9 protein-coding genes are annotated in these 13,605 nt (G+C 63.7%); 5 read left to right on the top strand and 4 right to left on the bottom strand.

Features of this window, described 5'->3' with window-relative positions; all coding sequences use genetic code 11:
* Positions 1 to 43: 43 nt before the first annotated feature.
* Positions 44 to 1,192 carry an Lnb N-terminal periplasmic domain-containing protein gene (locus tag FXN63_RS21650; protein WP_148817451.1) on the top strand — a complete coding sequence of 383 codons (1,149 nt, stop codon included), beginning with the start codon at positions 44 to 46 and terminating at the stop codon, positions 1,190 to 1,192.
* A 41-nt stretch (positions 1,193 to 1,233) separates the two neighbouring features.
* On the opposite strand, the gene FXN63_RS21645 is transcribed toward FXN63_RS21650, so the two are convergent.
* Both FXN63_RS21645 and FXN63_RS21640 read right to left on the bottom strand, forming a co-directional pair.
* Complete coding sequence (locus FXN63_RS21645) at positions 1,234 to 2,637, bottom strand: ATP-binding protein (protein WP_148817449.1); 1,404 nt, start codon at positions 2,635 to 2,637, stop codon at positions 1,234 to 1,236.
* Positions 2,638 to 2,741: 104 nt separating this feature from the next.
* Positions 2,742 to 3,491 carry a response regulator gene (locus FXN63_RS21640; protein ID WP_222863954.1) on the bottom strand — a complete coding sequence of 250 codons (750 nt, stop codon included), beginning with the start codon at positions 3,489 to 3,491 and terminating at the stop codon, positions 2,742 to 2,744.
* Positions 3,492 to 3,690: 199 nt separating this feature from the next.
* On the opposite strand from FXN63_RS21640, the gene FXN63_RS21635 reads away from it, so the two are divergent.
* Positions 3,691 to 6,009 (top strand): TonB-dependent siderophore receptor, encoded by a 2,319-nt coding sequence (locus FXN63_RS21635; RefSeq protein WP_222863953.1) that lies wholly within the window; start codon positions 3,691 to 3,693, stop codon positions 6,007 to 6,009.
* A 93-nt stretch (positions 6,010 to 6,102) separates the two neighbouring features.
* Here FXN63_RS21635 and FXN63_RS21630 read toward each other — a convergent pair whose 3' ends face one another.
* Both FXN63_RS21630 and FXN63_RS21625 read right to left on the bottom strand, forming a co-directional pair.
* On the bottom strand, positions 6,103 to 6,792 hold the full coding sequence (locus tag FXN63_RS21630; RefSeq protein WP_246164930.1) for a 2OG-Fe(II) oxygenase: 690 nt from the start codon (positions 6,790 to 6,792) through the stop codon (positions 6,103 to 6,105).
* A complete protein-coding gene (locus tag FXN63_RS21625; protein ID WP_148817445.1) occupies positions 6,789 to 7,493 on the bottom strand; it encodes a glutathione S-transferase family protein in 705 nt (234 codons plus the stop codon). The genes FXN63_RS21630 and FXN63_RS21625 overlap by 4 nt, the downstream gene beginning before the upstream one ends.
* 249 nt (positions 7,494 to 7,742) lie before the next feature.
* On the opposite strand from FXN63_RS21625, the gene FXN63_RS21620 reads away from it, so the two are divergent.
* From FXN63_RS21620 to FXN63_RS21610, 3 genes are read left to right on the top strand one after another with little or no spacing between them, the layout of a single operon-like run.
* The gene (locus FXN63_RS21620) at positions 7,743 to 9,194 is read left to right on the top strand and encodes an efflux transporter outer membrane subunit (RefSeq protein ID WP_148817443.1); all 1,452 of its coding nucleotides are present in this window, start codon (positions 7,743 to 7,745) and stop codon (positions 9,192 to 9,194) included.
* Complete coding sequence (locus FXN63_RS21615) at positions 9,191 to 10,423, top strand: efflux RND transporter periplasmic adaptor subunit (RefSeq protein ID WP_148817441.1); 1,233 nt, start codon at positions 9,191 to 9,193, stop codon at positions 10,421 to 10,423. The genes FXN63_RS21620 and FXN63_RS21615 overlap by 4 nt, the downstream gene beginning before the upstream one ends.
* Entirely contained in the window at positions 10,420 to 13,473 is a 3,054-nt protein-coding gene (locus FXN63_RS21610; protein ID WP_148817439.1) for an efflux RND transporter permease subunit, read from the top strand. The genes FXN63_RS21615 and FXN63_RS21610 overlap by 4 nt, the downstream gene beginning before the upstream one ends.
* The last annotated feature ends 132 nt before the right edge of the window (positions 13,474 to 13,605 follow it).

The raw sequence follows: 13,605 nt of genomic DNA, 5'->3' as shown, positions 1-13,605 counted from the left end.
GGCTGGCGTGTTTTCCTTTCCTGCGACGCTGGAGCCCGTTTTCATGCCTTCCGCTTTGCCGACGACACGGCTGCCGCGCCTGTCGATTCCGCTTGTGTTGTGTTCTTTGCTGGCTTGGCTTGCCGTGGCTTGGGGCGTGCTGGCGCTGTGGTATCAGGTGCCGGTCGATGCCTTGGCCATTCGTGCTGCAGTCGCCGCCTTGTGGGCCGTGTTGACCAGTTTGGTGTTGATACGCGGCTGGCGCAAACGTCGCTGGGGTGGCTTGGTGCTGGTGACGCTGGCTTTCGCGGCGTTGCTGGTGTGGTGGAATACCTTGCAGCCGTCCAACGATCGCGATTGGGCCGATGACGTGGCCCAGACCACGACCGGTACGGTGCAGGGCAATATCGTCACCTTGAGCCACGTGCGGGACTTCGACTGGCGCAGCGAGAACCACTACACGCCACGCTGGGAAACACGCAGCTACGACCTGGATCGTCTGCAATCGGTGGATATGATCCTGTCCTACTGGATGGGACCAGCCATTGCGCACACGCTGGTGTCCTTCGGTTTCGAGGACGGCGAACAGCTTGTGTTCTCGGTCGAGATTCGCAAGGAGCGCAACGAATCCTTCTCGGCGATTGGCGGCTTCTTCAAGAAATTCGAAACCAGCGTGATCGCTGCCAGTGAGCGCGACATCGTGCGGGTGCGGACCAACGCACGGGGCGAGGACGACTACCTGTACCGCATCGACATGCAGCCGGATGCCATGCGCTCGCTTTTCCTGGCCTACATCGACGAGGCCAACGCGCTGGCGCGCACACCGCAGTTCTACAACACCCTGACGGCCAACTGCACGACCATCGTCTATCACATGGTGCAGCGCATCATCTACGGTCTACCCCTGGATTACCGCCTGGTGCTGTCGGGGTATCTGCCTTCGTATGTGTACGAGGTGGGTGGCTTGATCGACAGCGTGCCGCTGGAAGAACTGACGGCACGTGGGCGCATCACCGAGCGGGCGCGTGCTGCCGATCGTGATCCTGACTTCTCGGCCTTGATCCGAAATGGTGTGCCGGGTATCGAACCGCCGGAAGACCTGACGGACATCGATCCTGCCCCCGAACCGGTGGAGCCTGCGCCGCCGTCGGTGTTGCCGGACGTGCCAGCCCCCAGCGACGCGGCACCGTCCCCCACGCCTGAAGCGACCTGAGCGCAAGGGGGCAGTGATCGATCCACCGCCCCCGTGCTGCCTCAGATCGCCGCCGCTGTGCCTGCCGGTCTTGGCAGGCGCAGGACGGCATCAAGCCCGCCGCCCGGACGGTTGCGCAGCACCAAGTCGCCGCCATGCGCCCGCGCAACCGTCTGCGCAATGCTCAGGCCCAGACCGTAGCCACCGGTGTCGGCATTGCGTGAGGCTTCCAGCCGAAAGAAGGGCTCGAAGACTTGTTGCAGCATGGCCTCGGGCAAGCCTGGCCCCCGGTCGCTGACGATCACGCACACCTGCTCGGGCGTGTCTTCCACCTGCATGCTGGCTGACCCGCCGTAGCGGATCGCGTTGTCCAACAGGTTCTGCAGGCATCGCTTCAAGGTGCGCGGATATGCTGGCAAGGGGCCGTTGGCGCGTCCGTGTACCTCAACGATATGACCCATGTCCTGCATGTCGCTTTGCAGGCTGGCGAGCAACGCGTCGATGTCCACTGATTGCATGTGCTCAGTCGCAGCTTCGTTCTGGACGAAGCCCAGCGTGGCCGACACCATTGCTTCCATGTGCTCCAGGTCGCGGCGGAACTTGTCACGCAGGCCGGCCTCGGCCAGCATTTCGGTCCGTAGCCTGAGTCGTGTGATGGGCGAGCGCAGGTCATGTGACACGGCGGCCAGAAAGCGCGTCCGTTCTGCCAGGTTGCTGACCAGTCGTTGCTGCATGGCGTTGAAGGCCTGCGCGGCGCGGCGCACTTCCAGCGGCCCTTGCACCACCAGCGGCGGCCGCTGAATGTCGCGCCCCAAGGCCTCGGCTGCCTGGGCCAGTCGGTCGAGCGGGCGCGTCACCAGGCGCACGGCCACCAGTGCAATCACCACCAAACCCAGAATGCGCAAGACGTAGATTCGACCCAGGTAGTCGAGCAGCAAGGCCAGAGGCTGGCTGGTCTTCCAGCCAGGATCTTCGCTTGCCTGCACGCGCAGCCAACGGCCGTCGGGCAGGGCGACGTCGAGCAGGAAATGGCTTTTGGGCGACTCGCCATCGAACATCGACGACAGGCCGGCTTCGTCGTCTTGCTGATCGCGCAAGTGCAAGCTGAGCAGTCGCATATCTACTTGTCTGCCCAGCCCGGTGTTGACGATGCCCGACAGCAGTCTGGCGGCGTTGATCTTGCCGGCATCGGGAATCAGGTCTTCGCTCTGTGGGGCCGGCACCAGCCAGAAGTCGAAGCCCGGTCGCCGCAGCGCTGCGATGCGGGTCAGGTCGCCACGTTCGGCATCCAGCAGTGCGAGCAGGTCCACCACCCGGGCACCGACCAGACGAATCGGGACCTCCTGAAGCTGACCACGCCGCACGTCATACCAGATGGTGCCGGTGAGGGCTTGTGCGGCCAGCATGCCGCCAACCAGAATCAGCACCAACTGGCCGCGCAGCGTCTGCGGCCAGAGACGGCGCATCAGGCGGGCGTGCCAGCTTGGTGTGTCGGACGCTGTCTGGTCGGGAGGGGCGTTTTCAGACTGGGTGCTTGTCGCTGTCGTTGCGCTTTCAGGCAACTGCTGCGTCATCGCCGAACAACGCTGTCGATATACAGCATGTAGCCCTCGTTGCGAACGGTGCGGATCAAGGGGGCTCGGTCATTGTCCGCATCCAGATGCTGGCGCAGCCGGCTGACGCAGACGTCGATGGCACGGTCCATCGGCAGTCGTTCGCGGCTGAATGCCTCGGTCATCAGATAGTCGCGGCTCAGGGCCTGATTGGGCTGGGCAAGCAGGCAGCGCAACACGTGGAAATCGGAGCTGGGCAGGCTGATCACCAGGCCCACCGGGGAGCGCATCTGGCGTGCGCGCATGTCCAGTTCCCAGCCTGCGAACGTGATGTATTCGGGTGTTCCGTTGCCGGATTTTGCACTGTGCCCGCTTGCACCCGCGTTCTTTGCGCGCGCGCCCGAGGCACGTCGCAGCACCGCTTTCACGCGCGCCAGCAATTCGCGAGGATCGAAGGGTTTGGTGATGTAGTCATCAGCACCCAGCTCCAGGCCGACGATGCGGTCTACCTGCGTATCACGGGCGCTGAGCATGATCACTGCCGCAGACGATTGTTCGCTCAACTGTCGGCACAGGGAAAAGCCGTCGTCACCGGGCAGCATCAAGTCAAGGATCACCAGGTCGGTGTCTCGCTCGGCCAGGACGCGGGTCATCTCGATGCCGTTGCCTGCCGTGGCCACGTCGTAATGCGCTTGCGACAGGTAGTCCGACAGCAACTCACGAATGTCGGGGTCGTCGTCCACGACAAGAATGCGTTCCAGCTGCATCACATCGACCCCGCAGGGGAACGGCGCGGCGTAAAAACCGGGGTGACCGGCCTGCACACCCAATACAAACCAATACGTTTGAGCAGGGTTTGAATACTTCTGAACTGCAATGCATTACCCCCGTGAAATATGGATTTTTCTAGAATTGCTGTTGCAAATAGTAATTGTTATCATTTTAGATGCCATACGGAGCGGTTCAGTGAGTTATTCGACGGAGACGGGTTCCCGCATTGTTGACGCGGTAGCCCCTGGTCATCAGGGATTGCGCCCTTGGGCACTCGGCATGGCGGCGTGCGCTGCCTTTGTCGGCGCGCCTGCCTTGGCACAGAACAGTGCCGCTGTTTTACCGCAGGTGGAAGTGCTTGCCGAGCGTGCCGGCGTCACCGAGCACACCGGCAGTTACACCACCGACAGCATGCGCAGCGCCACTGGCCTGGACCTGTCGATTCGCGAAACGCCCCAATCCGTCACGGTCATCACACGTCAGCAACTGGACGACCAGAACATCCAGACCGCAGACCAGGCCCTGGCCACCACGGCAGGCGTCACGTCGGTACAGACCGATGTGGGCGGCCGCACCAGCTATCGCGCGCGCGGTTTCGACATCACCAACTACAAGGTGGATGGGTTGTCGATTGCGGGCACGGCGGACTTCAGCGGCCAGAGCGCCGGCATCAACATGGATCTGTACGACAGCATCGAAGTCGTGCGGGGTGCCAACGGCTTGCTGGGCGGACTGGGTGACCCGTCGGCCACCGTCAACCTGGTGCGCAAGCGTCCTGGCAAGTTGCAGGCGGGCAGCGTCGGTCTGCGCCTGGGCAGCTGGAACAGCAAGCGCCTGGATGCCGATCTGAACCAGCCCATTACCGCCGACGGCAGCGTGCGTGCGCGCCTGGTGCTGAGCGGGGAAGACTCTGACACCTTCCGCGACCGCGAGCAGCAACGCAATACCGGTGCACTGGCCAGCTTCGAGGCCGATCTGTCTTCACGCACCACCCTGGGCTTCGGTCTGCAATACGAGAAGAACCGCAACACGGGTACCTCGTGGGGCGCCAACGTGCCGCTGTGGTTTGCCGATGGCACCCGCACCAATTTTTCGCGCAGCACCAATCCGGCTGCCAACTGGAGCTACACCCAGCGGGAGGCCACCACCTGGTTCGCATCACTGGATCACCGCTTCGACAACCGCTGGAAAGCCAGCGCATCGTTCTCGCATACCAACAGCGAGGCCATCAACAACTTCGGTGTGGCCAAGGCCAATACCGAAAGCGGCCGCTGGGGCGGGTTCTGGAACCAGAACGGCACGGGCGCCGTATTGAACGCTATCCATGCCGAGTCCGAAGCCGAGCGCAACAACTTCTCGCTGTCGGCATCCGGCCCGTTCGAACTGCTGGGACGCGAGCATGAACTGATGGTCGGTGCCAACGGCTACCGCATCGAAGACACCAGCTACACGTTCTCGGGCGTAAACGGCAACTGCAATATTGGTGGCGTGACCTCGTTCCAGGCCGGACGCAGCTGCCAGTACCGGCTGGGCCTGCCGATTGCCAACTGGCAGACCTGGGACGGCAGCTACGCGGGCTACAACACCTATCGCAACAACGCGCGCACCATCACCACGACGGATAACTACGGTGCGTTCCTGGCCGGTCGTTTCAACCTGGCCGATCCGCTGAAGCTGATTCTCGGGTCGCGGGTAAGCAGCTACAAGACCTACACCGACACGTATTCGCTGGCCAATGCTCGGTCGCGTGGCGACACCAGCAAGCATGACGTGGTCACGCCTTACGCCGGCCTGGTCTACGACCTGAACGACAGCTATTCGGTCTACGCAAGCTACACCGACGTCTTCAATCCGCAGACCGCCAAGGATGTGCAGGGCAACTTCCTGAAGCCGATCACCGGTGCCAGCTACGAGACGGGTGTGAAAGGTGAGCTGCTGAATGGCGCGCTCAATGGCTCGCTGGCGTGGTTCACCGGCGTGCAGAACAACGTGGCGCAGACCGACGGTGCCAACACCACGCCGGACGGCGCACAAGCCTACCTGGCCAATGGCTCTGGCGTGCGCAGCAAGGGCTTCGAGCTTGAACTGTCAGGCCGGATTGCGCCCGATTGGAATGTCTACGCGGCCTACACCAACCTGAGCGTTGACAACCGCAGCAGCCAGGAACGTGCAGACCCGCGCCACCTGCTGCGCCTGCAGACCACGTATCGCTTGTCGGGCGCGCTGAATCGCCTGACCGTGGGCGGTGGCGCATCGGTGCAAAGCCATACAGTGAGCGTGCCCTTCCCGGGTCGCCCGCTGGGTGGTGGACGCTTCGATGCGTCGCCGACGGATGTAAGCGGCTACCTGTTGTTCAACGCGATGGCGCGTTATCAGATCAATGACAATCTGGTGGCTACGCTGAACATCAGCAACCTGTTCGACAAGACCTACTACCGTCAATCGGGCTTCTACGGTGGCCTGATCTACGGTGAACCGCGTCGTATCACCTTGGGCCTGCGCGCGTCGTTCTAAGCTGCGTCAGCAGCATGGCAGGTGGGTCGTTCAGATCCACCTGCCTGGGGCTTGCCGGTCTGCCGTCGCTGTGGCGGCAGACCGCAGTACCGCTTAATTCGCACGCCGGCGGAACCAGCCCGCAATCGACATGCGATCGCGGGTGGCAGGCAGCACTTCGTGCAGCAGGTCGGCAGACATGAACATGGCCATGCGGCCAGCCAGCGGCAAGATGTCCTCAGTAGGCTTGTCTTGCGGATGCAAGCGCAGCGCGCCACCGTCAGCGGCTTGCCAGTCGGCGTTCAAATAGATCACTACCGATACGGTGCGGCGGTCGTCGTCACGGAAGCGGTCCAGATGTTTTTGGTAGAACGCGCCGGTAGGGTAGTAGGCGAAGTGGCTTTCGTATTCTTCCAGCCCCAGATACAGGCTTTGGTTGAGTGCGGTGCGCAGGCTGTCCATCAAGGCCAGATATTCATCGCAGGCCGGTGATTGACCGTGCTTCAACCACTGAATGCGGTCACCCCGAATGTCGGGGCGCAACTGCTGTGCGGCACCGCGTCCGACACCGGCAAATTTCAATTGGCCGCGTTCGGTCAAGGCAAGGCATTCGGCGGCCAGCGCCGCGCTCAGGGGGGCAGGCAGGAAATCGTCTTGCTGTGCCCAACCCTGTTCGACCAGGCTGTCGATGCTGCGTGAAATCAATGTGGTGCCCGTGGCGAGATCGGCAATGGCATTCGGTGAGGTGTCGTCCGATGCCGTGTCGTCCGATGCCTTGTTCATTGCGGTGTCGAGAAGCGTCATGCCGCGATCTTATACCCCGGTACCTTGGCTGCCAGTCCATCGAAGGCGGCCAGCATGCGCTCGGCCCAGTCGGCAACCGGGTCGTCCGCCTTCAACAGCGGGAAATCGCTGATGCAGCGCGCCCACTGGAAAGGACCGAACACGCTGTAATCGGCGTAGTGCGGGGTGTCGCCGCCCAGGAAGGGCGCAGCGCGCAATGCCAGGCGGATCGGCAGCAGGTTCTGACGGAAACGTTCGACGTCTTGTTCGCGGTTGGCGCAGACGGTTTCCAGCGGTGCGCCGAAACGCGCTTCCCGGGTGCTGCGGAAGTACGCGGCGTCTTCCGCAGTCATGTGGCCCGGTATGTCCACGGCCACCAGCCGGCTCATGTCGGCCATCAGTATGCCGTCGGCCCAGGCATTGATGAAACGCACCGCAGGCATGCCGCCTTCGCCCCCGAACAGGGATGGCGCGTCCGGGTAGGTCTTTTCCAGGTACAGCGCGATCTGCCATGAGTCCGACACGACATGGTTGCCGTCCACCAGCACCGGCACCTTGCCCTGGCCGGAGAACGCAATGGCTTCCTTGTCGCTCATGCGCCAGGGCATGGTCTGGACATCCAGGCCCTTGTGGGCCAGTGCCAGACGGGTGCGCCAGCAAAACGGGCTGAACAGGCGCGTAGGGTCAGCGCCGGCAAGTTCGTACAGGGTGCGGGATGACATGCAGATATCTCCTGGTGGTGCGCGGTGAGCAGTGGGCAGTGCGCGGGGGCGGCATGCGCACGGCGCTCGACTGGCGCGTAGTCAACGCATCGATGGGGAAGGAAACGAAGTCATCGCGGGCACATATGTAATGCTTTTCTGCTTCGATTCCGACTATCCGTAACCACGCGTGCGCTGCCTGCAGGGCGGCAGTAACGGCGTTGGTAACGATAGCCCATCCCGACTTGGCCGCCATGTTTTAATCCCGCGATGATCCTCCGCCTCTCGTCGTTTGCATTTGGTGACTGCCTGTCGCCCCGATTGCCCGTCACCGCTTGCCTGGCGCTGTTGCTGACGGCGTGTGCCGCGCCCTCGATGCCGCCCACCGAAGCACCCGTTACCCCGCCTGCAGGGTGGTACGCGCCGGTGCCGCATGATGGCTCGCTTGATCAGCTGGGTCAGTGGTGGGGCAGTCTGCAAGACCCGCTGCTGGTGGAACTGATTGTGGCGGCGGAAAGCGCCAGCGGGACCTTGGCGCAGGCGCGCTCGCGCATCGAACAGGCCCGTGCCACGCGCGTGAGTGCCGGCGCGGCGCTTGGTCCCAGCGTGGATGGCGCGGCCAACGCCAGTCGTGGTTTCAGCCAGCAGACGCTTGGCGTTGCCACCATTGCGCAGGGCACCATCCAGGCGTCGTGGGAAACCGATCTGTTCGGCGGCAATCGCGCGGCGCGCGACGCCGCGCAGGCGCGCTTCGAAGGCGCACAGGCACAGTGGCACGATGCACGGGTGTCGGTGGCGGCGGAAACCGCCGACCGCTATTTCACCTTGCGCAGCTGCGGCGACACGCTGGCCGTGATGCGTGACGATGCCGGATCTCGCAGCGAAACCTCGCGCCTGACGACGCTGAGCGCCGACGCAGGGTTTCAGTCTCCTGCCAACGCCGAGCTGGCCCGCGCAAGCGCTGCCGAAGCCTCGGGCCGGCTGACCCAGCAGCGTGCCCAGTGCGATACAGAAGTGAAGACGCTGGTTGGTTTGACCGACTTGCCCGAACCCATGCTGCGCGAAAAGTTGATGCAGGCCCCGACCCGCATCGTGACGCCGTTTGCCGTGCCTGAGGTGCCCGCGCAGTTGCTGGCTCAGCGGCCCGATATCTACGCCCTGGAGCGGGACGTGGCAGCCGCCAGCGCCGATGTCGGCACTGCAGAAGCGGCACGTTATCCCAGCCTGCGGCTGACTGGCTCGATCGGCAGTGGCCTGGTGCGGACTCAGGGTGTGAACACCACCTCGGCCACCTGGTCGATTGGTCCGCTTGAACTGAATGTGCCCTTGTTCGATGGCGGGCGTCGAGCAGCCGATGCGGCAGCGGCGCGTGCGCGTTACGAAGAAGCGGTAGCCCTGTATCGCGTCAAGGTGCGCGACGCGGTACGGGAAGTCGAACAGGCACTGGTGGCCTTGCAGTCATCAATTGACCGCAGCGCCGATGCGCAGGCGGCGGCCGACGGCTATCGCGCGGCGTTCGTCGCGGCCGAGGCCAGTTATCGCGGCGGGCTGGGCAGCCTGATCGAAATGGAAGACGTGCGCCGCACCGCGCTGGCCGCACAGATGAACGTGGTGACGCTGCAGCGCGAACGCATCTCTGCGTGGATTTCGCTGTATCGCGCCATGGGCGGCGGATGGACCCGCCCCACACTCCCCACTCAAGCAGGCAAGTCATCCCAATGAAGCTGAAACCCGTATCCGTGCTGCTGATCCTGGCGGCTGTCGCAGCCGCGGTGTTTGTCGGCATGAAGTTCCTGCCTTCTTCACCCCCCGGCCCCACGCCGCCTGCTGCGACGCCCGCGGCCCCGGCCGGCAATCCCTCGCTGACGGTGGCCACCGTGCTGCCGCAGCGTGTGCAGTTGCCGATCACCCTGGGGGCGAACGGCAACATCGTGGCGTGGCAGGAAGCCGTGCTTGGGTCCGAAGCCAACGGCCTGCGCCTGAAGGAAGTGCGGGTCAACGTGGGTGATACCGTGAAGGCCGGCCAGGTGCTGGCGGTGTTCGCCAGCGAAACCGTCATGGCCGAGGTTGCCCAGGCGCGTGCCGCCGTGGCGGAAGCCAACGCCAATGCATCGGACGCCGCAGCCAATGCCACGCGTGCGCAAAGCCTGCAACGCACCGGTGCACTGAGCGTGCAGCAGATCAATCAGTACCAGACCACGGCAGATACGGCGCGTGCGCGGGTTGAGTCCGCCAAGGCCACGCTGGATGCACAGCAACTGCGCCTGGTGCAGACCCGTGTGCTGGCACCTGATGACGGCGTGATCTCTTCGCGCACGGCAACGGTTGGCTCGGTGGTGGGCGTGGGTACCGAACTGTTCCGCATGATCCGCAAGGGACGCCTGGAATGGCGTGCCGAAGTGATCTCAACTGAGCTGGGTCGGCTGGGAGCAGGGACCAAAGTGCAGGTGACTGCGCCCAGCGGTGCCAGCCTGGAAGGCACGGTGCGCATGATCGCGCCGACGGTCGATCCGCAGACCCGCAATGCGCTGGTCTACGTCGATTTGCCGGTATCGGCCGACAGCACAATGCCGGTCAAGGCTGGCATGTTCGCGCATGGAGAATTCGTGTTGGGCACCTCTGCTGCGGTCACGGTGCCGCAGCAGTCGGTGTTGCTGCGCGATGGGTTCAGCTATGTGTTCCATCTGCGCGACCGCACGGGCGACACCGGCCATGTGGTGCAGGCCAAGGTGCGCACCGGACGCCGCCTGGGCGACCAAGTGGAGATTGTCGAGGGCTTGCCTGCCGATGCGCACGTGGTGGTGCGCGGGGCCGCCTTCCTGACGGATGGTGATCTGGTGCGCATTACCGATGACGCGGCTGCGTCCGGTGCGGCTGGCAGTGCTTCGCCTGCTGCTGCACCGGCCCCGATCTCCACCACCACGCCTGCCTTACCGGTCGCCAAGCCATGAATGTCTCGTCCTGGTCGATCCGCAACCCCATTCCGGCCTTGATGCTGTTTGTCCTGCTGACCTTCGCAGGCGCGTTTTCCTTCAGCGCGATGAAGGTGCAGAACTTCCCCGACATCGACCTGCCCACCGTATTGGTGACGGTTGCCTTGCCGGGGGCCGCACCGGCTCAGCTGGAAACCGAGGTTGCCCGCAAGATCGAGAATTCGATCGCGACCGTGCAGGGCCTGAAGCACATCTACACCAAGGTGCAAGACGGTGCGGTCACGCTGACGGTCGAGTTCCGCCTGGAAAAGCCCGTGCAGGAAGCGGTGGACGATGTGCGCTCGGCCGTGTCGCGCGTGCGTGCCGACCTGCCCGGCGACGTGCGCGACCCCATCGTCAACAAGCTCGACATGGCGGCGCAGCCTGTTCTGGCGTTCACCATCGCCTCGTCGCGGATGGACCCGGAAGCCTTGTCCTGGTTCGTGGACAACGACGTGTCGCGCCGCTTGCTGGCGGTGCCGGGCGTAGGTGGTGTGACGCGGGTGGGTGGGGTCACCCGTGAAGTGCGCGTGGCGCTCGACCCGGCCCGCATGCAGGCGCTGGGCGCGACGGCGGCGGAGGTATCGCGCCGGCTGCGTCAGGTACAGAACGAAAGCTCAGGCGGTCGAACCGATATCGGCGGTGGTGAACAGCCTGTTCGCACGCTGGCCACCGTGCAATCGGCCGACGAACTGGCGCAGCTGGAACTGGCCTTGAACGATGGTCGTCGCGTTCGTCTGGGCGAGATCGCCACGGTGACCGACACCATCGCGGAACAACGCTCGGCAGCCTTGTACGACGGCAAACCGGTGGTCGGCTTCGAGGTATCGCGCAGCCGGGGTGAAAGCGAAGTGTCGGTGGGGGCGGGCATTCAGGAAGCGCTTGCCACGCTGCGCGAACAACGCCCCGACTTGCAGATCAACGAAGCCTTCAACTTCGTTACCCCGGTGCAGGACGAGTACGACGCATCGATGCACCTGCTGTACGAAGGCGGCATTCTGGCGGTGATCGTGGTGTGGCTGTTCCTGCGGGACTGGCGCGCAACCTTTGTGTCGGCAGTAGCCTTGCCCTTGTCGGTGATCCCGGCCTTCATCGGCATGTACGTGCTGGGCTTTTCGATCAATATCATTACGCTGCTGGCCTTGTCGCTGGTGATCGGCATTCTGGTCGACGATGCCATCGTCGAGGTCGAGAACATCGTGCGGCACTTGCGCATGGGCAAGTCACCTTACGAGGCGGCGATGGAAGCTGCCGACGAGATCGGGCTGGCGGTGGTGGCCACCACCTTCACGCTGATTGCCGTGTTCCTGCCGACTGCCTTCATGAGCGGTGTGGCCGGCAAGTTCTTCAAGCAATTCGGCTGGACGGCGTCTCTGGCGGTGTTTGCGTCGCTGGTGGTGGCGCGGGTGCTGACCCCGATGATGGCGGCCTACATCATGAAGCCGCTGGTAGGCGGCCACCGCGATCCGTTCTGGATGGACCGCTACCTGAAGATCAGTGCGTGGTGCCTGAAGCATCGTCTGGTGACGATGATTGCGGCGACCATCTTCTTCTTCGGCTCGATTGCGATGATCCCGTTGTTGCCAACCGGCTTCCTGCCGCCTGACGACAACTCGCAGACCCAGGTCTATCTGGAGCTGCCACCAGGCACCACCTTGTCGCAGACCCTGGTGGTAGCCGAGCAGGCGCGTACCCGGATTGCCGCGGTGGAGCATGTGCGGCACGTGTACACCACCATCGGCGCAGGCAAGGCTGGCTCTGATCCGATGGCATCGTCGGCACAAGGCGAGACCCGCAGGGCCACGCTTACCATCATGCTGGCACCTCGGGCCGAGCGACCGCGCAAGCAGGGCATTGAGAACAACATCCGACAGGCGTTGGTGTCCTTGCCCGGTATTCGCAGCAAGGTCGGGCTGGGTGGATCTGGCGAGAAGTACATTCTGGCGCTGACGGGCGAAGATCCCCAGGCGCTGATCACCGCTGCCCGTGCCGTGGAACGCGACCTGCGCACCATTCCCGGTCTGGGTACCATCACGTCCACCGCAAGCCTGGTGCGCCCTGAGATTGCCGTGCGACCGAACTTTGCGCGCGCAGCCGACCTGGGCGTGACCAGCGCCTCGATCGGCGAAACGCTGCGGATTGCCACGCTGGGTGATTACGATGTGTCCTTGCCCAAGCTGAACCTGTCACAGCGTCAGGTGCCGATTGTGGTGCGTCTGGACGACCGTGCCCGTCAGGACATGGGCGCAATCGAACGGCTGATGGTGCCGGGCACCCGTGGCCCCGTCATGCTGAACCAGGTGGCAACGCTTGAGATGGCCAGCGGGCCGGCGATCATCGATCGTTACGACCGGTCGCGCAACATCAACTTCGAGATCGAACTGTCCGGGATGCCGCTGGGCGATGTGGCCCGTGCCGTGCAGCAGCTGCCCTCGGTCAAGCAGTTGCCGGCCGGTGTGCATGTGGTCGAGATCGGGGACGCCGAAGTGATGGGCGAGTTGTTCGAGAGCTTCGGCCTGGCCATGCTGACGGGCGTGCTGTGCATCTACATCGTGCTGGTGTTGCTGTTCAAGGATGTGCTGCACCCGCTGACCATTCTGGCGGCCTTGCCCCTGGCGCTGGGCGGCGCGTTTGTCGGTCTGCTGATCGCCAACAAGAGCTTCTCGATGCCGTCCTTGATCGGGTTGATCATGCTGATGGGCATTGCAACCAAGAACTCGATCCTGCTGGTGGAATACGCAATCGTGGCGCGCCGTGACCACGGCATGAGCCGCTTCGACGCCTTGATCGATGCCTGCCACAAGCGGGCACGACCCATCATCATGACCACGCTGGCGATGGGTGCCGGCATGTTGCCGATTGCGGTGGGTTGGGGCGCGGCTGACCCCAGCTTCCGTTCACCGATGGCGATCGCGGTGATCGGCGGGCTGATCACGTCGACAGTGCTGAGTCTGCTGGTGGTGCCCTCGGTGTTCACCTATGTGGACGACGTGGAGCAGTGGTTCAAGCGGCTGATCAAACGCAGCTAGTGAACGCTCCTGAAATCAGCGAAAACCTGGTTTTATCGAGCACGAAAAAACGCCCTGGAGTCGGGATTGGTGTCCGACTTTCAGGGCGTTTTTCATCACGACGAGGCGATGAATGTCGTGCTGCGAGATGGC

The organism is Pigmentiphaga aceris (assembly GCF_008119665.1).
In the GTDB taxonomy this organism is placed as follows: Bacteria; Pseudomonadota; Gammaproteobacteria; order Burkholderiales; family Burkholderiaceae_B; genus Pigmentiphaga; species Pigmentiphaga aceris.
This window is presented reverse-complemented; position numbering and strand designations above follow the sequence as displayed.